The organism is Mesorhizobium sp. ES1-4, assembly GCF_020164745.1.
Classification (GTDB): Bacteria; Pseudomonadota; Alphaproteobacteria; order Rhizobiales; family Rhizobiaceae; genus Mesorhizobium.
On record NZ_JAIUGV010000001.1, the window covers coordinates 574,526 to 600,356 of the forward strand.

Sequence of the window (25,831 nt, forward strand, 5' to 3'; positions counted from 1 at the left end):
ATTGTCATGACCGCTGCACCCTACCCCTTCTCGGCCCGACACATCGGACCCGGCCTTGCCGACGTCAGGGCCATGCTCGCCGTCATCGGTGTCCCCTCGGTCGAGACGCTGATCAGTCAGGCGGTGCCGAGATCGATCCGTCTCGACCAGCCGCTGGTGCTGCCTGCCCCGGCCAGCGAAGCCGAAGCGCTCGCTGAATTGTCGACGACCATGGCAAGGAATACGGTGCTGAAGAGCTTCATCGGCGCCGGCTATCACGGCGTCCACGTGCCGCCGGTCATCCAGCGCAATCTGTTCGAGAATCCGGCCTGGTATACGGCCTATACGCCGTATCAGGCTGAGATCAGCCAGGGCCGGCTCGAAATGCTGTTCAACTTCCAGACGCTGGTCACGGAACTGACCGGCCTGCCGGTGGCATCGGCTTCACTGCTGGACGAGGCGACAGCGGTCGCGGAAGCGGTCGGCATTGCGCTGCGCCATCATCGCGACAAGCGCACCAAGGTCGCGCTCGCCGGCACACCACACCCACAGACGCTGGATGTGGTGCGTACCCGCGCCGAGCCGCTCGGCATCGAGATCGACGGCGAGACGATCGACGACAACACCGCCGCCCTGCTCGTCTCCTGGCCGGACACTTTTGGCGTCTATGGCGACCACAAGGCAGCGATTGAAAAAGCGCGCGCCACCGGCGCCCTTGTGGTCTTCATCGCCGACCCGCTCGGGCTCACGCTGACCGACGCGCCGGCGAAACTCGGCGCCGACATTGCGGTCGGCCCGATGCAGCGCTTCGGCGTGCCGATGGGCTTCGGTGGCCCGCACGCCGCCTATTGCGCCGTCTCCGAGAAGCTGACGCGACTGATGCCCGGCCGCCTGGTCGGCCAGTCGACCGACAGCAAGGGCCGCCCGGGCTACCGCCTTGCCTTGCAGACGCGCGAGCAGCATATCCGCCGCGACAAGGCCACGTCCAACATCTGCACCGCGCAGGCGCTGCTTGCCAACATGGCCACCGCCTACGCCATCTGGCATGGTCCGGCCGGCCTGCAGGCGATCGCCGGCCGTGTCCATGCGCTGGCCAACCGCTTGGCAGGCGGCCTTGAGAAGGCGGGGCTATCGGTGCTTGGCTCCAGCCGTTTCGACACTGTGACGGTCGAGGCCAAGGGCAAGGCCACCCAGATCGCGGCCGCGGCCGAAAAGACCGGCCGGCTGCTGCGTGTGCTCGATGCCGACCACGTCGGTGTCAGTTTCGACGAGACGTCGACCGATGCCGATCTTGAAGCGGTCGCGGCCCTGTTTGGCGCCGAGGCTGCCTCTTCCGCCGACGTCACGGTGCCCGGCAAGCCGCGCGGCAAGGAATTTTTGACCCAGCCGGTCTTCCACGAGAACAAGTCGGAAACCGAGATGATGCGCTTCCTGCGCCGGCTGGCCGACAAGGACCTGGCGCTCGACCGCGCCATGATCCCGCTGGGCTCCTGCAGCATGAAGCTGAATGCCGCCGCCGAGATGATGCCGGTGAGTTGGCCCAGCATCGCCAATTTGCACCCCTTCGCGCCCGCCGCGCATTCGGCCGGTTACCGAGCCATGATCGGCGAACTGGAAGGCTGGCTGTCGGAAATCACCGGCTTCGACGCCGTGACCTTGCAGCCCAATGCCGGCAGCCAGGGCGAATACGCCGGGCTGCTGGCCATCCGCGCCTATCACCGCTCGCGTGGCGAGGGCCATCGCACCGTCTGCCTGATCCCGTCTTCCGCGCACGGCACCAATCCGGCGAGTGCCGCGATGGCCGGCATGAGTGTCGTCGTCGTGCGCTGCCTGGAGGACGGCAACATCGACATGGACGATATGCGCGCCAAGGCAAACGAGCATTCCAGAAATCTCGCGGCGCTGATGTTCACCTATCCATCCACGCACGGCGTCTACGAGGAAGGCGCGCGCCACCTCTGCGCGCTTATCCATGAGCATGGCGGCCAGGTCTATTTCGACGGCGCCAATCTCAACGCCCTGGTCGGCCTCGCCCGCCCCGGCGACATCGGCGCCGACGTCTGCCACATGAACCTGCACAAGACCTTTTGTATCCCGCATGGCGGCGGCGGCCCGGGCGTCGGCCCGATCGGCGTCAGGGCGCATCTGAAACCCTATCTGCCCGGCCATGTCAGCGAAGGCTCGGCGCATGCCGTGGCCGCCGCCCCCTTCGGCAGCGCTTCCATCCTGCCGATCACCTGGATGTACATCCGCATGATGGGCGCCTCCGGCCTCAAGCAGGCGACCGAGACGGCGATCGTTTCCGCCAATTACGTGGCGACACGGCTCGCGCCGCACTTCCCGCTGCTTTACAAGGGCAGGAGCGATCGCGTCGCCCATGAGTGCATCCTCGATACCCGCGTGCTCAAGGAGAGCGCCGGCATCAGTGTCGAGGACGTAGCCAAGCGCCTGATCGACTATGGTTTCCACGCGCCGACCATGTCTTTCCCGGTTGCCGGCACGCTGATGGTGGAGCCGACCGAGTCCGAGCCCAAGGGTGAGTTGGACCGCTTCTGCGAGGCCATGATCGCCATCGCTGGCGAAGCGGCGAAAGTGGCCACGGGCGAATGGCCCTTGGCCGACAATCCGCTGGTCAACGCACCGCACACGTCAGCCGAGGTGCTGGCCGGTCAATGGACCCATCCTTACTCGCGCCTGGAGGCGGCCTGTCCCGCCGGCGACGCCGAGATGGCGGCAAAGTATTGGCCGCCCGTGTCGCGCATCGACAATGTCGCCGGCGACCGCAATCTGGTCTGCTCGTGCCCGCCGCTGTCTGACTATCTGGGTGCGGCCGAATAGTCAGGCCGAACGCAAGGCCGGCTGGACCGGGCCATGGTGATACTGAGACAGATGCCCGACAGCGCGGCTGCGAGCGATGCCACCTGTCCCGAAACCGTACCCTTGGCCGGTGCGAGGATCAAACGGCATCAGCCCTTGTTCAGCAACGCAAGATTGGCGTCGACCACGGTGGGATCGGCCATGCCGGCCTTCGCTTCCAGCAGCAGCGCCCGGGCCTTCTTCTTGTTGCCGCGCAAAAGTTGCGAATAGCCCATATTGTTGACGATCCGCGGCTTGCGGCCGGCGACTTTCAGAAGCTGACCATAGGCGCGGTCTGCGAAGTCGAAGCGGCCGAGTTCGTCATAGGAAGCGGCAAGCCCCATCCAGGCTTCCGCATCGTCGCCCTTCAGTTCGACGGCCTTGCGGAAATGCTGTTCGGCGAGGCCATAGTTGGCATCGCGAAACTGTGCCTTGCCTTGCGCTAGATCGGACGTGCCGAGATCCTTGGCAATCGGCTGGATCGCGGTGGTCTTGGTCGTGTCGACGTTGGTGTTCGTCGTGCACCCGGTGATCATCAGGACGGAGGCCATCGTGGCCACTGCCGCAAATTTTATATGACGCATGCCCTGCCCCGTCGCCCGATTTGTCGGGTCGTTCTCTGGGAAAGACGCTACAGCACAGCGATTAAGCTTCGGTGCCGAAATGCAGCTAACTTGTAGTTTCCAGAATACTGGCCATTAACCAAGCGGCGCAACGCCTCGATACCGGCCGATCCTTAGGGCTCCAGGGCCTTGAGCTTGCCTGGAACCGGATAGCGGCTGCCGTCATAACGCAGCCGGTAGGTTCGGATCACAGGCTTGCCCGGGTGAGACCGGCACTCGCCATTCTTGCCGGGAGACGGCTTGTCGATATCCGTCCGCTCAGCCGCGATGATGTCGTGATGGCCGCGATGGATCGCCGGGCTCATCTTCAGGCTGACCTGACTGGAATGAAAGAATCCCGCGCAATTGCTATCGCCTTCGCCACCATTGCCGGCAACCACAAGGCCATCGAGTACCAGGCGCAGCGCAGCGCCGGCGACGGTGTAGAGCCGCAGGTCGGTTTCGCTGAAGGGATTTGGCTGCGAATGATTTGCCATCTCGATACGCAGGCCAAAGGCGGTGACGCCGGGCGCCAGCCCATAGCGGCCGGTATCGAGTTCGATCTTGCGGATGGCGACGGCATCATCGGTCACCAGCCCGGGCTGGAGCAAACGTTGCCGCACTTGTTGGCTGTTCCTGTCGACGACCAGAAGCTCGATATCGCCGACATGCCCGTCGTCGCTGGATCGGGCGCTGTCGGTGAGCGGCACCGCGACCAACAGCAGATCGTCATGGGCGGGCCAGATCTTGCAGACCAGGCGGAATGGCGAATCGCTGTCACGAGGCGCCAGGGCGATGCTGGTATGGGGATCGAGCGTGAACGAGGCACCATCGGCGCTCTTTAGAGCCTTCGGATAGGCCTGTTGCACCAAGGCGGCAGCATCGCCGCAATCGCTGGTCGCGGCCTGGGCCGGCGACAAGCTCGCCGCCGCGAGGCCCAGCAAAAGAGCTGGCAACAGCATTCGCATGGACTTCTCGCTCATTTGCGGACGTTGCAGTCCGGATATGCGACTGTCGTACGCGATTACTTTCCTGCATCGCATCGACGATTTTTACGCGGTGAGGACGATCATATGCGTCCTGTACCCCAGATCAGCCTAATGACCCGTCATTTTGACGATGATCGGAATGACCGCGATCATCAGCACCACCGGCAGGATGCAGACCACGACCGGCACGGACATCTTTGCCGGCAAGGCATGAGCCTTCTCTTCGGCCAGCGACATGCGCTTGTGGCGCATTTCATCGGAGAACACCCTGAGCGCGCCCGACAGGCTGGTGCCGAGTTCCTTCGACTGCTGCAGGAGCGTGGCGAATGAGCGTACCTCGTCCAGGCTGAGGCGATCGGCGAGCGCCTTCAGCGCGTCGTCTAGGCTGCGCCCCGCCCGAAGCTCCAGCGACACGAGCTGCAAATTCTGACTGAGCGCCGGGTAGGTCTTGGCGAGTTCTTTCGAGACGCGCTCGACACCCGCTTCCATGCTCATGCCGGCATCCGAACAGACGATCATCAGGTCCATGAAGTCGGGGAAGCCGTTGCGGTATTCGCGCATCTTTTCGCGCACCTTCTGGGTCAGCACCAGGCCCGGCAGGAAATAGCCGGCAGCGCCGGACAGGATGATGAAGGTCCACCGGCTGGCCATGGTCGCGTCGGGGCTGGCCATCCACCGGTTGAGCACGAAGACGGCAAACGCCGTGCCGATCATCGCCGAGAACCGGATGAGGAAGAACATGCCGACGGCGCGCGGCTCCATGTAACCAGCCTGGATGAGCTTCAAACGCAGGCGGGCGACATTTTCCGGATCGCTCTTGGCATAGAATTCCTGCGCCCTCTTCACCGCTTTCTCGCGCACGACGCCGCTATTCTTCTTCTGCTTCTGCGCCGGTTCGGGCCTGGCGGCGGCCACCGGACCATGGTCGACCTTCAGCCGGCGCTTGACCTCGTTGCGGTCGCCCTTCGCCGCCACCATCGGCCAGGCGACCGCGGCGGCCCCCACGGCCAGCAGGAGCACGGCCACCGGCATCAGCGAGGTCGGCGCGAGGGAGGCGAGGAATTCGATGAAGCTTTGCATGTCAGAACTTGAAGTTCGACATTTTGAACATGATCAGGTTGCCCAGCATCAGCCAGGTAACCGAGCCGCCGATCATGTACCATGTCTTTGGCACACCCCAGACATCGCTGTAGTATCCCGGCATCATGGCCATGATGGCAGTGAACAGCAGCGCCGGCACGGCCGTCAAAATATAGGCCGACAGGCGGCCTTCCGTCGAAATGGCACGCACCTTGCGGCGCAGCTTGCCGCGTTCGCGGATCGTCGTCGACAACCCATCGAGGATTTCGCGCAGATTGCCGCCCGAACTGGTCTGGATGGAGACCGCCGTGACGAACAGCGGCAGATCCTCGTGGCCGACCCGGTCGAAAAGCGAATTCAGTGCCGAGACCAGGTCGGAACCATAGGTGACTTCGTCGGCAATGACGCCGAATTCCGTGCCGATCGGATCGGGCATCTCGCGCGACACCATGGCAATGGCCACCGGCACCGGATGACCGGCCTTCAGGCCTCGCGTGATCAGCTCCAGCGCCTCCGGCAGCTGCATGCCGAAACGCTTCAGGCGGCGCTTGCGCATGAAACGCATCGCCATGACCGGCAGCAACGGCACCAGCACGACGAGCAGGATGAGCCCCATCAGCAGCGGCAGCCCGTACCAGATGGCCACCAGGGCAACGGCCATCGCAACACCGCAGGTGATCATCAGGAATTTCGGGAGCGGCATGACCATGCCCGACTGCGTGCGCAAGGCACGGAACCGGTCGGGCGAGAACAGCGACGTTCCCGCGTCGAGACCGCGCTCCTTGCGCAGTTGGATCAGCACCTGTTCCTGGCTGATCTTGTTTTCCTGAAGTTTCATGCGCCGGTTGATGGCGGTGCGCTTGTCGCTGCGGCCGGCATAGAGCAGGTAGGCCGCCTCGGCGACCATGATGCCGGTCAGTGCGGCCCCCGCATAGACGACATAGATCGCGCTGAATCCGTCGAACACCCCGCCTACTCCTGCGGCCGGCCGGGTTCGAAATAGCGCCCCGGAAAGTCGATGCCCATGGCGCGCAGATCCTCGAGGAAGCGCGGCCGAATGCCGGTTGCCTCGAAATAGCCGAGGATGCTGCCGTCGGCCTCCATGCCGGTGCGCACGAAACGGAAGATTTCCTGCATCTGGATGACATCGCCTTCCATGCCGGTCACCTCGGCGACGCTCGTCACCTTGCGCTTGCCGTCGGAAAGCCGGGTCAATTGCACGATGATATCGATGGCACTGGCGATCTGGCTGCGGATCGACTGCACCGTCATCGGCATGCCGGTCATGCCCAGCATCTGCTCGAGGCGTGAAATGGCATCGCGCGGCGTATTGGCATGGATGGTCGCCATCGACCCCTCATGGCCGGTATTCATGGCCTGCAGCATGTCGAACGCCTCCTCGCCGCGGCATTCGCCGAGGATGACGCGGTCGGGACGCATGCGCAGCGCGTTCTTGACCAGGTCGCGCTGTTTGAGCTCGCCATGGCCTTCGATGTTGGCGGGGCGCGTCTCCATGCGCGCGACATGCGGCTGCTGCAATTGAAGCTCGGCCGCGTCCTCGATGGTGATCAGCCGCTCGTCTTCGGGAATGAAGGCCGACAGCGCGTTGAGCATCGTTGTCTTGCCGGTGCCGGTGCCGCCCGAAATGATCGTCGTCTTGCGGGCATGGACCGCCGCCGCCAGCACTTCGGCCATGTTCTGGGTGATGGCGCCGAACTCGACCAGCCTGTGCAGGCCAAGCTTGTTCTTGGAGAATTTGCGGATCGACACCAGCGGACCGTCGACGGCCACTGGGCGAATGGCTGCGTTGAAGCGCGAGCCGTCCAGCATGCGGGCGTCGACCATCGGCTGTGATTCATCGACACGGCGGCCAACCGCGGCCACTATCTTGTTGACGATTCTAAGCAGATGCGCCTCGTCCTTGAACGGAACATGGACCTGCTGCAGCTTGCCCTTCTTTTCGACGAAGCAGTTCTGGTGGCCGTTGATCAGGATGTCGTTGATGTCAGGATCCTTGAGCAGCGGCTCGAGCGGGCCGAGGCCGACCATCTCGTCGACGATATCGTCGACCAGCGCGTCGAGTTCGGCGGTGTTGATCGCCATCCGCTCCTGGCGGGTCTTCTCCGAGACGAAATCATGCACCTGCCGGCGCATCTCGTCCTTGGGCAAGCGCTCCAGCGCGACGAGGTTGATTTCCTCGAGCAGCATCCGGTGGATGCGCACGCGGGCATCGAGCACCTTGTTGGCGTTCTTTGCCGGTGCGGCGTCCGGTTTCGCCGGCAAGGCCTTTCGGCTGGTCGGGATGACGACGGCATGATGCGCGACCGGCGTTGATTCCGCCGGGCGCTGCGGACGCGCGTCGCGGTTCTGCAGGGTTGAGAAACGGCTGGTCATCCTGCCTTCCTCTTCAAGAGGCCTCTGCCGAGGCCGAACAACGATTTCGACTTGCTCGCGGTCGCCACGGCCTCTTCCGGAAGGATGATCTTCTTCAGGTCGTTGACGACATTGGCGTTGGCGTCGATCTCATGCAACGGCACGCCGCGATCGACCGCCTCGCGCACCAGCCGGTAGTTGTTGGCGATGCCGCCGACAAAATGCTCGCCAAGGATTTCCTGGACGTCCGCCTGCTTGATGCCGTTGTCGAACATTTTCTGCTCGAAACGGTTGACGATCACGTTCGGCTTCACTTCCTTGCCAGCGGTCTCGTAGACGGCTTGGATCAGACGCTGGGTATGGCGCAGGCACGGTACCGTCATTTCGGCAACGATGTAGAGCTTGTTGGAGCCGAGCAGCACCGTTTCCGTCCATGGAAACCAGGTGCGCGGCATGTCGATGACGACATTGTCGAAATAGGCCGAAACGAGGTCCAGCATTCGCACCACGACATCGGTCTTGAACGAACGCATTTCGGCCGGATGGGTTGGTGCCGCCAGCACGCAAAGTCCGCTGGCGTGCTTGGACAGCATCACGTCGAGAAGTTGCCGGTCGAGGCGCTCGGGCTGGTTCTCGATTTCGGTGATGTCGAAACGCGGCTCCAGATCGAGATATTCGGCGCAGGCGCCTTGCTGGAAATTGAGGTCGACCACGCAGGTCGAGGCGCCGCGCGTCACCGAATGGTGCAGCTGGAACGCGGTCTGCAGCGCCAGCGTCGTGGTGCCGACCCCGCCGGCGGCGGGCATAAAGGTATAGATCTGCGACTCGGTGTTTTCCTCGCGCCCGGGCCCCTGCAACGCTCGCACGACGGACCGCACGAGGTCGGCGGTGCTGATCGGCTTGACCAGGAAGTCAGCGACCTTGAGCTGCACCAGGATGCGCACGGCGGCGGCATTGAACTCCTGGGTGACGACGACCACCGGTGCCTTGCCCTCCAGCCGGCGCATGACGCGCTGCAGCGATTCGATTTCTTCCAGTTTCGCCGCATCCATATCGACGATGACGACGCCGAATTCGGCCTCCTGGACCTCGCCGCGCAGCTCCGTGACGTTCTTCTCCACCGTCAAGAGCTGGATGATCTCGGAGGCGGCAAAGGCCGTCTTCGTGTCCTGCGCGAAGGTCCGGTCTGTCGATACGAGCAGGATCTTCTTGGTGCTGTTTGCCATTCTCGCCGCCTGTGAAATCGATCGCCGTCTGGATCAGTTGTCGGTGGTCGTTTGCGCCGCCTTGGCACTTGCCGCCTGGTCGGGCGTGATGGGTCCGCCGCCGCCACGCTTGGCGGGCACGAGAAGCCTCGTGTTCTGGACGCCGTACTTCCAAGGGTCGACCATCTGCATGACGGTGTTGGCGGCCTGCGCCTCACCGGCGGCTGTCGACACGCCTTCGCTGCGCACATAGTCGTCGCTGGTGCAGCCGCTCGCCAAACCGGCCAGAAGCAGGGCGATGCTCGAATTCAGGACCAGACGCATGGCTTCAGTCCTTCGGCAGGTCGAGGAAATGGCCGACTTTGGTGACGGAAGCGCCGCGCGTGGCGCTGCCGTCAGCCAGTGCCAGCGCACGGTTGGTGTCCGACGACTTCACCTCCTCGGTATTGTTGAGGAAATAGTCGACATTGCTGGCGGGCTGCGTGCCATCGGTCGGCTCAGCCATTTTCTTCGACGGATCGACCGGCTTGACCAGATAGGGCGTGACGATGATGACCAGGTCGGTCTCGCGCCGCTGGTATGACTTCGACGAGAACAGCGCTCCAAGCACCGGCATCTTGCCAAGGCCAGGAATGCGTGACGTGGTGATGTCGTTCTGGGACTGCAAAAGACCGGCGATCATGAAGCTCTGGCCGTTCTTCAGGTCGACCGAGGTCCTGGCACGGCGCACGATGAAGCCGGGCACCGAAATGCTGCCGATATTGTAGGAGGCCGACGCATCGATCGAGGAGACTTCCGGCGCGATGTCGAGGCTGACCAGCCCGTCCTTTAGCACGGTCGGCTTGAAGTCCAGGCTGACGCCGTATTTCTTGTAACTGACGGAGATCTTGCCATTGTCTTCGGACACCGGGATCGGGAACTCGCCACCGGCGAGAAAGCTGGCCGTTTCGCCGGAACGGGCGATCAGGTTCGGTTCGGCCAGCCTTCGGGCAAGGCCGCGCTCCTCCAGCGCCTTGATCGCGATGTCGATCGAGACGCCATTGGACAGCAGCCGGCCAATGATCTCGCCGGTCCCCGCCGCCGGCACCGAGCCCGGATCGAGAGAGACATCGCGACCGCCGAAGCCGTAGGCGAAATTGGCGCTGTATTTCGCGCCCAGGTCCTGCCCGGCCTGGCGGTTGATCTCGACGAAACGGACATTGAGCTGCACCTGCTGCGACGAGGAGATATTGACCGAATTGATCACCTCCTCATTGCCGGAGAAGCGGGTGGCGATCTTGTTTGCCTTTTCGGCGGCGACCGCGTCATCCGCCTCGCCCGACAGCACGACGCGGCCATTGGCGGAGCCGACCTTGATCTTGGCGTCCGGCACGCTGGCACGGATGGTGCTCGCCAACTGGTCGGTGTCGAGCGTCACTTCGATATCGACGGTGCCGACAAGCCGCTTTTTCTCGTCGAACAGCGCAATGCCGGTGGTGCCGAGATTGTTGCCCAGCACATAGAAGGACTTGTCGGTCAGCGGGTTCACGTTGGCGATCTCCGGATCGCCGATGACGATCTGGTAGAAGGCAGCGCTCGTTATGATCGTCTTGGGCTTGCCCTTGGCGACCTTGATCGACGCATTCTTGGTTGACGAGACATAGACGATATCGTTGTCCGCCTTGGCCGCGCCGGCGAAGGCGAGCATGCCGCTCGCGGCGAGTGACACCGCCAGCGCCAGGGCGCGCACGAAACGCAACCGATCCGTTATTCGATATTGGGTCTGCATCATGATCCCGTCCCGTCCGGTCCCCACCGGTCTTTAATTCTGGTCCCGCGTCGGGACCTTGTATTCCTCGGCCTGCGTGCCGCGCGTCACGATGACCGTTTTGAATTTCGGCTTCTCCGGTTCCCTGGCGACGGCATCGAACAAGGAGCCGGCCGTGGCCTGGGCCTTGGAAGCCACGGATCCGCCAAACGAAGAGATGGTAGTGACGCCATTCTTGCCGTCGCCGCCTTCGCTGGCCGAGCGCAGCGACAGCGACAATGTCCCGACGGTGCGGGCAAGCGCCACTTTCTGCGCGCCGTCGCTCGTCACCTCGATGGTCACGGAATTAGCCACCTGCGGCGTCGTCTGGCGCTCGTCGGCGCCTTGCCCGACGCTGAGCACCTTGGCGTCGGCTACGACGATCTCCGAAGTGATGGTCGAACCGGCCGCGCCTTGGGCGTTCTTGGCGACTTCCTGGATTGCGCCTGCATCGCGGGTTAGCACGACATCGACCCGGTCGCCCGGCGTGACGAAGCCACCGACGCCGGCGATCTCGTCGGTGCGAATGGTGACCGCCCGCATTCCGGGCGTCAGCATGTTGGACAGCGTCGCGCGGCCATTCGGTCCCGACAGCTTGGTGAGCAGCACCGGCTCGTTGATCTCGATCGGCGACAGCACGACCCGGCTGCCTTCGCCGAGCAATCCATCGATGGTGGCAAAGGCCCCGTGCGGAAGGGAATCCTGCGGCCACGGGATTTCGCTGAGCTTGGCGCGATCGAGTTCCATGCCGTAACGCAACGGCGCGTTCGCCACCACGATCGTCTTGAATTCGATCCTGGGCGCGGCCGGAGCTGCGATCGAGGCCGTTTTCTCCTGGGCATCGGCCCTGGCCTGGCTCTTCACCCAGAAATCCGCGGCAAAGATCGAGATCGCGCCGAAAACGGCGGCGATGCCGATCATCGTTATGGCCTTACCCCTCACACCGAAACCCCTGACGCCCGTCGTTTTTTGTTATGTTGGGCTCACGCTAGTCCGCATTGGTAAAGAATCGGGAATCTTGTGCGGTGGTATTCGACCTATTTCCACCCGCTTGGTTATCGAATGGTTTTAGGGTAAGAGGGGTTTAAATCCCCGAACGTAACAGGAACCTCCGTCGCTTGGCGCCGTAAAGCGTGGCAGTATCGACGGGTGATTCGCAGCACCGGACCCTATGGCTGGCATGGACGACAACAACGATCTCTTCGGCAATCTGGAGAAACAGCCGCAACCGGTTCGCACGCCGGCGCGCCCGGCGGATCCATTGGTGCAAGCGGCGGCCAGGCGCCCGGCCGCAACCAAGGACGGCAGCGAGGGTTACAGCGCCGCCGACATCGAGGTGCTCGAAGGCCTGGAGCCGGTGCGCCGCCGGCCGGGCATGTACATTGGCGGCACCGACGACAAGGCGATGCACCACCTGTTTGCCGAGGTCATCGACAATTCGATGGACGAAGCGGTTGCCGGCCACGCCACCTTCATCGATGTCGAGCTTTCGGCCGACGGCTATCTCACCGTCACCGACAATGGCCGCGGCATCCCGGTCGATCCGCATCCGAAATTCAAGAAGCCGGCGCTCGAAGTGATCATGACGACGCTGCATTCGGGCGGCAAGTTCGACAGCAAGGTCTATGAAACGTCCGGCGGCCTGCATGGCGTCGGCGTTTCCGTCGTCAACGCGCTGTCGGACCATCTCGAGGTCGAGGTCGCACGCGGCCGTCAGCTCTACCGCCAGCGCTTTTCGCGCGGCATTCCGGTGAGCGGCCTGGAGCATCTCGGTGAAGTGCACAACCGCCGCGGCACCAGGATCCGTTTCCATCCCGACGAGCAGATCTTCGGCAAGGGCGCGGCGTTCGAACCGGCACGGCTCTACCGCATGACGCGTTCGAAAGCCTATTTGTTCGGCGGCGTCGAGATCCGCTGGACCTGCGATCCCTCGTTGATCAAGGAAAAGGATCAGACGCCGGCCAAGGCGGAATTCCATTTCCCCGGCGGTCTGAAGGATTATCTGAAAGCATCGCTGGGCGACGAGTTCCAAGTGACGCGGGAAATCTTCGCCGGCAAGAGCGACAGGCAAGGCGGCCATGGCTCGCTCGAATGGGCGGTGACCTGGTTCGGTGGCGACGGCTTCATCAATTCTTATTGCAACACCATCCCGACCGGCGAAGGCGGCACCCACGAAGCAGGCTTCCGCAACGTGCTGACGCGCGGTCTGCGCGCCTATGCCGACCTCGTCGGCAACAAACGCGCGTCGATCGTCACTTCGGAAGACGTCATGATCTCGGCCGCCGGCATGCTGTCGGTGTTCATCCGCGAGCCGGAATTCGTCGGCCAGACCAAGGACAGGCTGGCGACGATCGAAGCGATACGCATCGTCGAGACCGCGATCCGCGACCCGTTCGACCATTGGCTGGCCGACAATCCGCAGGAAGCCTCCAAGCTGCTCGACTGGGTGATCGCGCGCGCCGATGAGCGGGTGCGCCGCCGCCAGGAAAAAGAGGTCTCGCGTAAGAGCGCCGTGCGCAAGCTGCGCTTGCCGGGCAAGCTCGCCGACTGCACGCAGAACGCGGCGGCAGGTGCCGAACTCTTCATCGTCGAAGGCGATTCCGCCGGCGGCTCGGCCAAGCAGGCACGCAACCGTGCCAGCCAGGCCGTCCTGCCGCTGCGCGGAAAAATCCTCAACGTCGCCAGCGCCGGCAACGACAAGCTGGCCGCCAACCAGCAGATATCGGACCTGATCCAGGCGCTTGGCTGCGGCACGCGGTCGAAGTACCGCGACGAGGATCTGCGCTACGACCGCGTCATCATCATGACCGACGCCGACGTCGACGGCGCCCACATCGCCTCGCTGCTTATTACCTTTTTCTACCAGGAGATGCCGGCGCTGGTACGCGGCGGTCATCTCTATTTGGCGGTGCCGCCGCTCTACTCGATCAGGCAAGGCGGCAAGGTCGCCTATGCCCGCGACGACGCGCACAAGGACGAACTTCTGCGCACCGAATTCACCGGGCGCGGCAAGGTCGAGCTCGGCCGCTTCAAGGGCCTGGGCGAAATGATGGCCTCGCAGCTCAAGGAGACCACCATGGACCCGAGGAAGCGCACGCTGCTGCGGGTCGATGTGATCGACGCCGAGGCAGCGACCAAGGATGCGGTCGACGCGCTGATGGGCACCAAGCCCGAGGCCCGCTTCCGCTTCATCCAGGAACGCGCCGAATTCGCCGAGACGGAAGTGCTGGATATCTAGCCGCTGGGGCGTTTAGCTTGCGTTCCTGACATGGAGACCAGCATGTGACCTGGGCGCGGCTTAAAACCTATTTCGAGACGGGCCTGGCTGGGCTGACGCAACCGACGCGCTCGGACTGGATTTTTGCCCTGCGCACCGTTTCGGCCGGCATGATCGCGCTTCTCGTCGCCTATGCGCTGGAGCTCGACCATCCGCAATGGGCGATGATGACGGTGTTCATCGTCGCTCAGCCGGTTGCCGGCATGGTGCTGGCGAAAGGCTTCTACCGGCTGCTCGGCACCCTTGCCGGGGGTGTCGCGGCAGTCGGCATCACAACGGCGTTCGGCGCCGGCCCCTGGATTCTGGTGACGGCGCTTGCCGTCTGGATTGGCATTTGCACCTTCGTCTCGTCGCTGTTGCGCAATCCCGAGGCCTATGGCGCTGCACTTGCCGGCTACACAGCCATGATCATTGGCCTGCCCGCCTTCGGACAAACCCACCTGGTCGTTGACCTCGCTGTCGCGCGCTGTGCCGAGATCGCACTCGGCATCGTCTGCGCCGGCCTCACCAGCCGGCTGATCCTGCCAAAACTGGCCAGCGACGCCATCATTTCGCGGCTGAAGCGCTGCATTCTCGACCTCGCCACCTATGCCAGCGGTGCGTTCTCCGGCGGCGACCGGGCAACGCTGATCGGCTTGCACCGGAAGCTTGTCGCCGACACCCAGACACTTGGCGAGATGCGCGCCTACGCCAGGCTCGAAGCGCCGAGCTTCGCGCCGCGCGCGCATCCGGTGCGGCGTACCATCGGACAGCTGCTCTCGGCCCTTTCGGCGGCGCGCGCGCTCCATTCGCATAGTGCTCCGAAAAACGCGGCCCTCATCCCGGTACGCTCGGAACTGCAGGCCCTCGTCAGCGAACTGTCAGCCAAGCCGGGAGCGCTGGACGATACCAAGCCCTGGCTGGCGCGACTCGACGCGATCACGGCCAAGGCCCGGCAAATGCCCGATGCCTCGACCGACCAGGGTGAGGACAGGGTCGGCACCATCACCCGCCTCACCATAGCCGCCGATTTCGCCGAGGCGCTGAAACAAGTACTGCGTGGCCTCGACGCCTTGCGGGCGCCGGTTACCCGCCGTCCAGGTCCCGGCAGCCGGCAGCCGGCCCTGGTGGTACATCGCGACTATCCCGGTGCCGCGCGCAACGCCATCCGCGCGGCCGTTGCCACGCTGCTGGTCGCGGCTTTCTGGCTGACCACGAAATGGTCGGAGGCGGCCGGCACCGTCATCCTCGTTGCCGTCGTGTCGAGCCTGTTTGCCGCTCGCCCCAACCCAGTGCAGGTATCATGGGGTTTCTTCCAGGGGACGCTGCTCGCTTTGCCCTTCGCCTTTCTCGTCGGTCAGGTCGCGCTTCCCGCTTTGCCAGGCTTTGGCTGGTTCATGCTGTTCGTCGTGCCCATCATGGTGCCGGCGGCGCTCGCCATGGCCAATCCGCGCTATGTCGGCGTGGCGACGGCCTTCGCCATCAATTTCCTGGCCTTCCTCAACCCGCATCAGGCAATGACCTACGCTCCCGGCCCCTTCTTCGCCGGCTCGGCATCGATCCTGGTCGGCATCCTGCTGGCGATCGGTGTCTTCATCGTCGTGTTGCCGGCTGATCCAAGGCTCGCGGCCGACCGCATCGTGCGCGCCATGCGCGAGGATCTGGCGCGGCTTTGCCTGCATGAGCGCGTGCCGAGGCGTTCGGCCTTCGAGAGCCTCGCTTATGACCGGGTCAATCAACTGATGCCGCTGGTGCAGAATTCCGGCAGGAAGGGCGAGGCGGTGCTGGGCGGCGGCGTCGCCTCCGTCACGGTCGGCCTGGAGATCCTGCGGCTGCGCAGTGCCAGCCAGAACCATGCCATCCCATCGGAAACGACGCTTTCAATCGCCAACTTCCTGACGGGATTGGCGCGCGAACTGCTTTTCCGCGCCCCTGGCGATCCGCGAACAGCGACCGTCGCCGTCGCCCGGCAGTATGCGGCAGGCATCGCCCAACGAAACGCCACCGGCGACATGCTTCAGATCGCGGCGTCCTTGCGCATCATCGCCGCGGCGATGGAGGATTTCCCGGATTTCTTCGCGAAAACTTAGCGCGCGTCGCCCGAAAGGTGACCTCGATTTTGGGAAAATGACATGCATCAAAGCATGGACCTGAATCCCGTCGCTTAACTTCGATTCGACGGCTTCAGGCAGCGGCGATCGCCAGCGCATGGCCGCGTGCGTTCTCGCGCAGGGCGTCAAGATGGATCGACTTGACCAGGGCGGCGAGATCGCCTTCGGCAGCTTGCCCACCCAATTCCTTGAGCATCAGCCAGCTGACTTCCTGAACGCCGGCGACGCGCTTGCCATTGGCGACCTCGCGCCAGATCTTCAGGGCGCGCAGGATGACCGCATGTGTGGCGGCAGCCAGGCCGCCACTGCGAAACAGTGCCTGCAAGGCCACATCGTGCCCGCCGGCCAGCAGCGCCCTCACCCGAGGCTCGGATTGCTGGCTGAGCGCGACCAGCGCCGAGCCGAAAAAATCGACCTTGCCGTGCGCGATGGTGCGGATCAGGAAGCTCGCGGTCAGATCGCCGCGCAGCCTGAGATGCTCGATCAGCGCCGCGTGCTCTTCCTGGCGCGTGCCTTCGATCAGCGTCACCGAGGCCTTTACGCAGGCGTCCCGCATGACGCGGTCGGCACGCGCAGCCCCCATCAACGCCATGACCAGCGGCGATGTCTTCAATGTCTCGCCGAGCTTGATGAGCAGCATATGCCGGCAGTCGGCAGGCAGCCTGACATCCGAGATCATCGCCTCGCGCACCAGGGGCAGATGCCCATGCCGTTCCGCCATACGGCGGAAGCTGAGGGAAGCAATGTTGGCGCCGGTGTTGGCCAAAAGCACGGCACAAGCCTCCGCGTCGCCGACCTCGGCGATGGCCGCCGCCAGCGCCATCGAGACGATCGGCCGGTCGGCGATCAGCTTCTGCGTTGCCTTCTGGCTCGCCGCCACGCGGTTGATCAGATCGGCATCGGTGAGCAGCGGCGAGCGCGCCAACACGACGCCGGCGACTTCCGGCTGGTCGGCGGCAAGCACGCTGATGATCTGCAGCGGCGCGTGGTGGCTCATCGAGAGCGCCTCCGCCATCGCCAGCCGCACTTTCGACGAGGCATCGTCAAGCAGCAGCGTCAGCGCCGCTTCGGCTGCGCAGCGGTCCTCGAACGGCAATTCGGAATTCACATAGGCCCGGGCCAGCGCATTGGCCGCAGCGGCGCGCTCCGACACTCTGGCCGTGTAGATCCATTTCAGGAAATGCGAAACAACCATGCCGTCTGCTTACGCCCCTTGCCGGAAGGTTTTCCGAGCCCCGCTGACGACGGTAGGCAGAAATGGTTTACGAACAGTTCACCATGTTCATTAACTCGCTTGCGAGCGCCGGATGCAGCGCCTATCAACCGTCAGGCAGGGCAGGAGACGGAAAATGGCTGGGCTATATCTCGAGGAGTTTGTCGCCGGCCATGTCTTCCAGCACACGCTGCGCAAGACCGTCACCGAAAGCGACAATATGCTGTTCTCGGTGATGACACTGAACCCGCAGCCGCTGCATATCGACTTTGATTTCGCCGCCAAGAGCGAATGGGGCAAGCCGCTGGTCAACTCGCTGTTCACGCTCGGCCTGATGATCGGCATTTCGGTCAACGACATCACGGTCGGCACCACGGCCGCCAATCTCGGCATGAAGGAAACCGTGTTCCCGCATCCGGTCTTCCATGGCGACACCATCCGCGTCGAGACGACGGTCGTCTCGGTACGCGAGTCCAAATCGAAGCCCGATCGCGGCATCGTCGAGTTCGAGCACCGCGCCTACAACCAGCATGGTGATCTGGTCGCCAGATGCACCAGGCAAGCGATGATGATGAAGAAGGCGGCCTGATGCGCTCGCTGCTGTTTGTCCCCGGCGATTCCGAGCGCAAGCTGGAAAAGGGATTTGGCGCCGGCGCCGACGTGATCATCGTCGATCTCGAGGACTCCGTGGCGCCGGGGAACAAGGCAACGGCGCGAGAGGTCGCGGCGCGCTTCATCGTCGAACGGAAGGGGCAAACCAGCTCGGCGGTCTATGTCAGGGTCAACGACCTCTCGACCGGGCTGACGGACGATGATCTTGCCAAGCTCATTCCGGCAAGGCCGGACGGCATCATGCTGCCAAAATCGAACAGCGGCCAGGATGTACAGCAGCTCGCGGCCAAGCTCAGGGTCCGGGAAGCCGAGAGCGGGCTGCCGGACGGTTCGGTAAAGATCCTGCCGATCATCACCGAAACTCCGGCCGGCGTGCTGGCGGCGGCGACCTACGCCGGGACAAGCGCTCGGTTAGCCGGCCTGACCTGGGGCGCGGAAGACCTGTCGGCGGCGGTCGGCGCGCGCGCGGCCCGCGACGAGCACGGCCGCTACACCGACCTTTTCCGTCACGCCCGCCTGACGACCATCCTCGCGGCCGGGGCCGCGGAGGTCGCCGCGATCGATACCGTGTTTCCGCATTATCGCGACATGGCGGCCTTCGCGGCGGAATGCGCCGAGGCGGAGCGCGACGGCTTCACCGGCAAAATGGCGATCCACCCTGATCAGGTGCCCGTCATCAACTTAGCCTTCACGCCCTCGGCCGAGGCGGTGAGACAGTCGGCGGCCATCGTCGCGGCGTTCGAGGCAGAAGGAAATCCCGGCGTCGTCGGCATCGGCGGCAAGATGTACGACCGCCCGCATCTGCGGCTGGCGGAACGCCTTCTGGCGCGAGCGAAGGCCGCCGGTATATCCGTCTGACAGCTACTTTTTTTCCCAGCGCGGCCGGCGCATCGAAAAGACCTCGTCGACGCTGGCATAGTCCATGTAGCCGAGACGAGCGACATTGCCGGCCTTGGTGATGTCGAACAGGCCGTCTTTCAGGAAAGCATCGTCGATGTGCACCCCGATCACCTCGCCGGCGACGACGAAAGCGCCCGCCGGCGATCCGTCCAGCGCCTTTGGGCGAAACACTTCCGTCACCCGGCATTCGAGCGCCGCGGGTGCCGCCGCCACGCGCGGCGGCCTGACGAGACGCGACGGCGCCATGGCGAGATCTGCATAGACGAACTCGTTGACGCCGCGCGGCGCGTCGACGGACGTGTAATTCATCTTCTCCGCAAGCTCGCGGCTGACCAGATTGGCGACGAACTCGCCGGTTTCCTGGGCAAACGAAGCGCTGTCCTTCTCACCCTCGGAGGAAAACCAGACGATGAAAGGCCGGGTCGAAACGGCGTTGAAGAAGGAGTATGGCGCGAGATTGATCTCGCCGGCCTTGTTCAGCGTCGATATCCAGCCGATCGGGCGCGGCGCCACGATCGCCTTCGAAGGATCGTGGGGCAGCCCGTGCCCCTTGGACGGCTCGTAGAACATTCAGCCCGCCCAAGGCCCGGCGTAATCGGCATAGAGCTTGGCCGGATCGGGCCGTGGCCGCTCCGGCGCCGGACCGGCATAGGACCCTATATGGACAAAACCGACGACGCGCTCCTGCGGCGCCAGCCCGAGAATCGCCCTGCCCTCCGGCACGTCGGAATACCAGTTGCTGATCATGTTGGTGCCATAGCCCAGCGCATTGGCCGCGATCATCAGGTTCATCGCCGCCATGCCGCCGGACAGGAACATCTCCCATTGCGGGATTTTTGGGTTCTCCCTGGCAATCGACACGACACCGATCACCAGCGGTGCGCGCGAAAACCGCGCCAGTTCCTGGTTGCGGCGGCCTTCCGGCAATGGCCCCTCACGCAGTTCGGCCAGGGCCGCCAGCTTTTTGCCGATCTCGATGCGGGCTTCGCCGCGATAGAGGATGAAGCGCCAGGGTTCGAGCCGGCCATGGTCGGGCACGCGCGTGGCGGCGGCAATCATCGTGGCGATATCGGCGTCGCTGGGCGCCGGTTCCTTGAGATCGGGAATCGGCGCTGAATTTCGGGTCAGCAGGAAGTCGATGATCGGCGACGCCATGGGCGCAAGTCTCCTGGACACTCTGTTTTGAGCTGAAAGCGCACCATCGGGATTCGGGCGGCTCGGGCAAAGGCGCCTTAGCGCCGGGGTGAAGAGTCACGGATCGGACTCTTAAGCCTTGAAATTGCCACCGCCATGGGCTTCAACGCAAGGCATGTTTGAGGGGCGACTGCGTCTTTTCCTGGTCCGGCTCTGTGCCGCGCTGTTCCTGCTGCCGGTCTCGATGGCTGTTGCACAGGAAAAGGACGACGTCGGCGACCTGAAACTTCCCGGAATTTCGAGCTATGCGACGCCGAAGAACGAGACGTCGCTGGCGCTTGGCGGCGGTGGCGCCATCACCCTGTCGGCCCAATTGACCAACAAAGGCACCGACATCACCCGCGGCCTCGTCTGGCGTGTCTTCAAGCCTGAAGCCGTCAACGGCAAATTGCCGATGGTCGCCTCCGCGCATGGCGGCAGCGCCGTCTTCCAACTCGAGCCCGGCAGCTATCTGGTCCACGCCTCCTACGGCCGTGCCGGCGCCACCAAGCGCATCACCGTCGGCAAGGACGCCAAGCGCGAAAGCCTGGTGCTCGACGCCGGCGGCCTGAAGCTCGACGCGGTTCTTTCCGGCGGCGTGCGCATTCCGCCGAAGAAACTGCGCTTCTCGATCTATGAGGGCACCGCCGAGGCCAATGGCGACCGCGCGCTGATCATTCCCGATGTCGAACCCAACAGCGTCGTGCGGCTCAATGCCGGCATCTACCACGTCGTCTCGACCTATGGCGCGGTCAACGCCGTCATCCGATCCGACATCCGCGTCGAGGCCGGCAAGCTGACCGAGGCCACCGTCGAGCATCACGCCGCCGAAATCACGATGAAGCTTGTGCGCGAGGCGGGCGGCGAGGCGATCGCCGACACCTCATGGTCGCTGCTTAATGAATCAGGCGATCCGATCAAGGAGACCGTCGGTGCCTTTGCCTCGATGGTGCTTGCCGAAGGCGACTACACCATCATCGCCAAGAATCGCGACCGCATCTACCAGAAGGATTTCACGGTCGTTGGCGGGCAGAACCAGGAGATCGAGGTCCTCGCCACCGAAGCGGCGGCCATGGATCCGGAAGAAGGCGCCGATTAGCCTTTATAGCAATTCCAAAGTGCGTGCGGTTTTCCGTCCGGAATTGCGTGAAAACAAAGAGTTAGAGTGGTTCAACAATTCTACAGATACTGAACCGCTCTAAGCGGCGAGCTTGGTTCGGGCCGGCAGGAAAGGAATGCGCCGGCGCGGCAGATCTGGCGCGAGGTCGAACACGCCGCGATAAAGCCGATCGAGCAACGCCTTGCGGTCGCGCAACGGCTCCAGTTCGCTCCAGCTCAGTACATTGCCGACGCGCACCTCGATCGCCTTGCCGGACAACCGGGCGAATTCACGGATGAGCAGCGAGGTGCGCAAGGTCAGCGAGGCCTTGCCGACGAATTTGGCCACACGCCCGTCGCGCTCGGCCATGTTCATCGGGCCACTGACCAGATGGAAAAGCCTGCCGTTCTGGCCGGAGAAATGCATGGGAATGACCGATGCCTTGGCTTCCTGGACAAGACGAGCCGGAAACATCTTCCATGGCAGATCGCGCGCGCGGCCGAAACCCTTTGGCGCGGTGGCGACGCCGCCGGCCGGAAACACCACGATGGTGACGCCTTCCTTCAGCAGCCGCACCGCTTCATGGCGCACCGCCATGTTGTTCTTCACCGCGTCCTTGGTCTCGGAAAAGTCGATTGGCAGCGAATAAGGCTCCATCTCGCGAATCCTGAGCAGATCCTTATGGATCATCACGCGGAAAGGTCGCCCGAGTTGCTCTGCCAGCGACAGTACGGCAATGCCATCGCCAATGCCGAAGGGATGGTTGGCGATGATCACCAGCGGCGTGTCGGGCAGTTGCGCGGGTGGCCATTGGTCGGGGGTTCGCACGCCAACATCGATGAGGTCCAGCATGCGGCTGAAAACACGCTCACCGGTCGGCACAACCTGATGGCGCCAGAATTCATAGAGCGCCGCGAACCGGTCGCGGCCCGAAAGGCCTTCCACCGAATGAATAAACCAGCGCGCCAGAGCCGGCTGATGCGGATTGGCATAGGAAAGCTCGGGAAATGGTCGTTCGCGCAATTTCAGCTTGAGCATGAGGGCTCGTACAACGTTGCCGTGACAGAGATGTGAAAATGGCGGTGGATCGCTCTACCGCCATTCGATCGAACACTCCGGGTCAAGCAGCGCGCTTGCGTCGGCGATCAGGCGTGATCGCTTCTTCGGTCAGCCGTTCGATGGCTTCGGCAAGGCCGAGCGATTCCTGGTCGCGCGAGCCGAGCCGGCGGATGTTGACCGTCTGCTCCTCTGCCTCGCGCTTGCCGCAGACGAGGATGACCGGCACCTTCGCCAGCGAGTGTTCGCGGACCTTGTAGTTGATCTTCTCGTTGCGCAGGTCGGCTTCCGCCAACAGCCCGGCGGCTTTCAGCTTCGCCACGACCTCGTTCGCGTAGCCGTCGGCGTCGGAAGTGATCGTCGCCACCACCACCTGCAGCGGCGCGAACCATAGCGGGAAATGGCCGGAATAGTTCTCGATCAGGATGCCGAGGAAACGCTCCATCGAACCGCAGATGGCGCGGTGCACCATGACAGGCTGCTTTTTCTCCGAATCGGAGCCGATGTAGAAGGCGCCAAAACGTTCCGGCAGGTTAAAATCGACCTGCGTCGTGCCGCACTGCCATTCGCGGCCGATCGCATCCTTCAGCACATACTCGAACTTCGGCCCGTAGAAGGCGCCCTCGCCCGGATTGATCGACGTCTTGATGCGGTTGCCGGACCTTGTCCTGATCGTCTCCAGCACGCTGCCCATGATCGCCTCGGCATGATCCCATGCCTCATCGGTGCCGACGCGTTTTTCCGGCCGCGTCGACAGCTTCACGCTGATTTCGTCGAAACCGAAATCGGCATAGGTCGACAGGATCAGGTCGTTGATGCGCAGGCACTCGGAAGCCAGCTGTTCCTCGGTGCAGAAGATATGTGCATCGTCCTGTGTAAAGCCGCGCACGCGCATCAGCCCGTGCAGCGCTCCCGACGGCTCGTAGCGATGCACATTGCCGAATTCCGCGAGCTTCACGGGCAGATCACGATAGGATTTCAGCCCATGCTTGAAAATCTGCACGTGGCCCGGGCAGTTCATCGGCTTCAGGGCAAAGACGCGGTCATCGTCGGTTTCATCGCCGGCGACCGTCACCTTGAACATGGCGTCGCGGTACCAGCCCCAGTGGCCCGACGTCTCCCACAGGCTCTTGTCGAGCACCTGCGGGGCATTGACTTCCTGATAGCCCTGCTCGTCGAGGCGACGGCGCATGTAGTTGACCAGGTTCTGGAACATCTTCCAGCCCTTGGCGTGCCAGAAGACGACGCCCGGGCCCTCTTCCTGAAAATGGAACAGGTCCATTTCGCGGCCAAGCTTGCGGTGGTCGCGCTTCTCGGCCTCCTCCAGCATCGTCTGGTAGGCCTCGAGTTGCGCCTGGTCGGCCCAGGCGGTGCCATAGATGCGCGTCAGCATCGGATTGTTCGAGTCGCCGCGCCAATAGGCGCCGGCCACCTTCATCAGCTTGAAGGCGTTGCCGATCTGGCCGGTCGAAGCCATGTGCGGGCCACGGCAAAGGTCGAACCAGTCGCCTTGCGCATAGATCTTGAGATCCTGGTCCTCAGGAATGGCGTCGATCAGTTCGAGCTTGTAGCGCTCGCCCTTGTCGGCGAAGACCTTCTTTGCCTTGTCGCGCGACCAGACTTCCTTGGTGAACGGCTTGTTGCGCGCGATGATCTCGCGCATTTTCTTCTCGATCACCGGGAAATCGTCCGGGGTGAACGGCTCGTTGCGGGCAAAGTCGTAATAGAATCCGTTCTCGATCACCGGCCCGATGGTCACCTGTGTTCCCGGCCACAATTCCTGCACGGCTTCCGCCAGCACGTGCGCGGTGTCATGGCGGATGAGTTCCAGCGCGCGCGGGTCTTCGCGGGTGATGATCTCGACCTTGCCGGATTTGCCAAGGGGATCACTGAGGTCGCGCACGGTGCCGTCGATGGCATAGGCCACGGCCTTCTTGGCCAGCGATTTCGAGATCGACTCGGCCAAGCCCGCACCGGTCATCGCTGCGTCGTAATCGCGCACGGAGCCATCTGGAAATGTCAGGGAAACGGAATTCAGCATTTGTATCTCCTATCCAGTCCCGCAAACGAGCGCGGGTGGTAAAATGCACGTCGGCGGTTCGGGAACTGCGACCTGCCAGGGTGCCGGAGGCGTCCGGCGGCGGCAGTCTTTTATGAGCAGATGCCGCCGCCGTAAAGCCCGGCTCACTTAATCAGATGCGGCAGGTCCTTCAGGAACGCGGCCCGTGTCGCCAAGCCCTTCGGCATGTCGGTCCGCTTCGTATCGACGGCGAGCCGCGCGAACACGATCTGACGGCCGTCTTTTCGCGCCCAGCCGACAAACCAGCCGAGCGAGCGCTTGTCCTTGCCGCCCACGCCGAGCCTCGTGCTGCCGGTCTTGCCCTGAACGGCCCAGTCGCCGGCCTTGAAAGCCGGTATGATGGCCCGTGTCATTTCGTGCGCCTTGGCCGAAACCGGCATCGTGCCGGCGAGCAGTCGCCGCAGGAAGGCAACCTGTTCGACCGGTGTGATCTTGAGGGAGGAGTTGACCCAGGAGCGGGTGAGCCCATCATCCTTGCCGCGATTGCCTGAAACGTCGGAGTTGCCATAGTCGAACTTCGATACGTAGCCGGCAAATTTCTCGGCTCCGAGCCTGCGGGTGATCTCGCGTGAGAACCAGATGACGGAATCACGTTCCCAGATCGTCGGATCGACGGTTTTCTGGTCGCGCTTCACCGCGTTGAACTCGCGCTTGTAGTCCCATGCCGGGGTATGTTCATCGGTGAGGATGCCTGCGTCATAGCCGATCAGCGACAGCGGCACCTTGAACGTCGAGGCCGGGCTGAAGCGCTGGTCGCAGATACCGTCCTGGTAAAGCGTCTTGCCGCTCGCCGCATCGGCGATCAGCGTGCATCGCACATCCTCGAGCGGCGCGGACTGCGCACGCATCGGAAACCCCAGCAGCCAGGCGAGCAGGAACAGGATACCGGCCATGATAAAGGGAAGACGATCGACATTGCGCATTTTCTGCTCGCTCCAGAAGGGGGTTCGCGAGCGGCTTAGCGAAGTCTCTTGTCTCGATTTTGTCTCAAATGCGCAGTTGTCGTGCAGGCTTGCGTTAACCCTACCGGATCGTAAACCGGCGCGGCCGGCGCGGCTTGACCTGCGCCCTCATTCCGGCGCTTCGCCGCGCCTGCGGCCGATGCGCCAGTACCGCCATGGCATGAACCACACGCAGGCGGGCGCCAGCACCTCCGGCACGAGGTCGACGCCATGCGTACCGAATGGACCGCAGCGCAGCACGCGGAACAACCCCATCCAGCCACCCGCCCACAGGCCATGGCGGGCAATCGCCTCATGCGCGTATTCCGAACAGGTCGGCAGATGCCGGCAGGAATTGCCGACAAAACCGGACAGCGTCAGTTGGTAGAAGCGAACGAGGGAAGTACCCAGGATACGGCCAGGCGTCTTGCGCCACGGGCCGGGCCAGTTGCGGCCGCGCCGTGGTGCTCCGGCGGTATGCGCATGCCCGTGCTGGTCGCCCACTGCCATCTCCACATTT

The 25,831-nt window shown here is 63.6% G+C and carries 22 protein-coding genes; 6 read left to right on the top strand and 16 right to left on the bottom strand.

The window, feature by feature from the left end:
- The first annotated feature begins 6 nt into the window (after nt 1-6).
- Complete coding sequence (gene gcvP, locus LB556_RS02915) at nt 7-2,817, top strand: aminomethyl-transferring glycine dehydrogenase (RefSeq protein ID WP_224563265.1); 2,811 nt, start codon at nt 7-9, stop codon at nt 2,815-2,817.
- A 128-nt stretch (nt 2,818-2,945) separates the two neighbouring features.
- Here gcvP and LB556_RS02920 read toward each other — a convergent pair whose 3' ends face one another.
- The 9 genes from LB556_RS02920 to cpaB all read right to left on the bottom strand — a co-directional run bounded on the left by LB556_RS02920 (nt 2,946) and on the right by cpaB (nt 11,812).
- Complete coding sequence (locus tag LB556_RS02920; protein ID WP_224563267.1) at nt 2,946-3,419, bottom strand: hypothetical protein; 474 nt, start codon at nt 3,417-3,419, stop codon at nt 2,946-2,948.
- 152 nt (nt 3,420-3,571) lie between these two features.
- A complete protein-coding gene (locus LB556_RS02925; RefSeq protein WP_224563269.1) occupies nt 3,572-4,420 on the bottom strand; it encodes a hypothetical protein in 849 nt (282 codons plus the stop codon).
- A 114-nt stretch (nt 4,421-4,534) separates the two neighbouring features.
- Entirely contained in the window at nt 4,535-5,506 is a 972-nt protein-coding gene (locus LB556_RS02930; protein WP_224563271.1) for a type II secretion system F family protein, read from the bottom strand.
- A 1-nt stretch (nt 5,507) separates the two neighbouring features.
- The gene (locus tag LB556_RS02935) at nt 5,508-6,473 is read right to left on the bottom strand and encodes a type II secretion system F family protein (RefSeq protein ID WP_224563273.1); all 966 of its coding nucleotides are present in this window, start codon (nt 6,471-6,473) and stop codon (nt 5,508-5,510) included.
- Between the two features lie 5 nt (nt 6,474-6,478).
- The gene (locus LB556_RS02940; RefSeq protein WP_224563284.1) at nt 6,479-7,900 is read right to left on the bottom strand and encodes a CpaF family protein; all 1,422 of its coding nucleotides are present in this window, start codon (nt 7,898-7,900) and stop codon (nt 6,479-6,481) included.
- Nucleotides 7,897-9,105, bottom strand: a complete 1,209-nt coding sequence (locus LB556_RS02945; protein WP_224563287.1) for a CpaE family protein — start codon at nt 9,103-9,105, stop codon at nt 7,897-7,899. The genes LB556_RS02940 and LB556_RS02945 overlap by 4 nt, the downstream gene beginning before the upstream one ends.
- Nucleotides 9,106-9,138: 33 nt before the next feature.
- On the bottom strand, nt 9,139-9,408 hold the full coding sequence (locus LB556_RS02950; protein ID WP_224563290.1) for a hypothetical protein: 270 nt from the start codon (nt 9,406-9,408) through the stop codon (nt 9,139-9,141).
- A 4-nt stretch (nt 9,409-9,412) separates the two neighbouring features.
- On the bottom strand, nt 9,413-10,855 hold the full coding sequence (locus LB556_RS02955; RefSeq protein ID WP_224563293.1) for a type II and III secretion system protein family protein: 1,443 nt from the start codon (nt 10,853-10,855) through the stop codon (nt 9,413-9,415).
- Between the two features lie 30 nt (nt 10,856-10,885).
- Nucleotides 10,886-11,812, bottom strand: a complete 927-nt coding sequence (cpaB, locus tag LB556_RS02960; RefSeq protein ID WP_318011255.1) for a Flp pilus assembly protein CpaB — start codon at nt 11,810-11,812, stop codon at nt 10,886-10,888.
- 238 nt (nt 11,813-12,050) lie between these two features.
- On the opposite strand from cpaB, the gene parE reads away from it, so the two are divergent.
- Nucleotides 12,051-14,108, top strand: coding sequence for a DNA topoisomerase IV subunit B (parE, locus tag LB556_RS02965; protein ID WP_224563296.1), 2,058 nt, complete (start codon nt 12,051-12,053; stop codon nt 14,106-14,108).
- A 44-nt stretch (nt 14,109-14,152) separates the two neighbouring features.
- Nucleotides 14,153-16,216 carry an FUSC family protein gene (locus tag LB556_RS02970; RefSeq protein WP_224563299.1) on the top strand — a complete coding sequence of 688 codons (2,064 nt, stop codon included), beginning with the start codon at nt 14,153-14,155 and terminating at the stop codon, nt 16,214-16,216.
- Nucleotides 16,217-16,310: 94 nt separating this feature from the next.
- On the opposite strand, the gene LB556_RS02975 is transcribed toward LB556_RS02970, so the two are convergent.
- Nucleotides 16,311-17,432, bottom strand: a complete 1,122-nt coding sequence (locus LB556_RS02975) for a DUF2336 domain-containing protein (RefSeq protein ID WP_224563301.1) — start codon at nt 17,430-17,432, stop codon at nt 16,311-16,313.
- Between the two features lie 154 nt (nt 17,433-17,586).
- On the opposite strand from LB556_RS02975, the gene LB556_RS02980 reads away from it, so the two are divergent.
- Both LB556_RS02980 and LB556_RS02985 read left to right on the top strand, forming a co-directional pair.
- Nucleotides 17,587-18,039 (top strand): MaoC family dehydratase, encoded by a 453-nt coding sequence (locus LB556_RS02980; RefSeq protein ID WP_224563312.1) that lies wholly within the window; start codon nt 17,587-17,589, stop codon nt 18,037-18,039.
- Nucleotides 18,039-18,920, top strand: a complete 882-nt coding sequence (locus LB556_RS02985) for an HpcH/HpaI aldolase/citrate lyase family protein (protein WP_224563315.1) — start codon at nt 18,039-18,041, stop codon at nt 18,918-18,920. The genes LB556_RS02980 and LB556_RS02985 overlap by 1 nt, the downstream gene beginning before the upstream one ends.
- 3 nt (nt 18,921-18,923) lie before the next feature.
- On the opposite strand, the gene LB556_RS02990 is transcribed toward LB556_RS02985, so the two are convergent.
- Entirely contained in the window at nt 18,924-19,532 is a 609-nt protein-coding gene (locus LB556_RS02990; protein ID WP_224563317.1) for a flavin reductase family protein, read from the bottom strand.
- The gene (locus tag LB556_RS02995; protein WP_224563319.1) at nt 19,533-20,117 is read right to left on the bottom strand and encodes a nitroreductase; all 585 of its coding nucleotides are present in this window, start codon (nt 20,115-20,117) and stop codon (nt 19,533-19,535) included. It lies immediately after the preceding gene.
- Between the two features lie 154 nt (nt 20,118-20,271).
- On the opposite strand from LB556_RS02995, the gene LB556_RS03000 reads away from it, so the two are divergent.
- The gene (locus LB556_RS03000; RefSeq protein WP_224563321.1) at nt 20,272-21,234 is read left to right on the top strand and encodes a hypothetical protein; all 963 of its coding nucleotides are present in this window, start codon (nt 20,272-20,274) and stop codon (nt 21,232-21,234) included.
- A 99-nt stretch (nt 21,235-21,333) separates the two neighbouring features.
- Here LB556_RS03000 and LB556_RS03005 read toward each other — a convergent pair whose 3' ends face one another.
- The 4 genes from LB556_RS03005 to yidD all read right to left on the bottom strand — a co-directional run bounded on the left by LB556_RS03005 (nt 21,334) and on the right by yidD (nt 25,821).
- Nucleotides 21,334-22,272, bottom strand: coding sequence for a lysophospholipid acyltransferase family protein (locus tag LB556_RS03005; protein WP_224563336.1), 939 nt, complete (start codon nt 22,270-22,272; stop codon nt 21,334-21,336).
- 82 nt (nt 22,273-22,354) lie between these two features.
- Nucleotides 22,355-24,331, bottom strand: coding sequence for a threonine--tRNA ligase (gene thrS, locus LB556_RS03010; RefSeq protein WP_224563339.1), 1,977 nt, complete (start codon nt 24,329-24,331; stop codon nt 22,355-22,357).
- Nucleotides 24,332-24,474: 143 nt separating this feature from the next.
- A complete protein-coding gene (blaOXA, locus tag LB556_RS03015; protein WP_224563342.1) occupies nt 24,475-25,293 on the bottom strand; it encodes a class D beta-lactamase in 819 nt (272 codons plus the stop codon).
- A 147-nt stretch (nt 25,294-25,440) separates the two neighbouring features.
- Entirely contained in the window at nt 25,441-25,821 is a 381-nt protein-coding gene (gene yidD, locus LB556_RS03020) for a membrane protein insertion efficiency factor YidD (protein WP_263485057.1), read from the bottom strand.
- Nucleotides 25,822-25,831 lie beyond the last annotated feature (10 nt).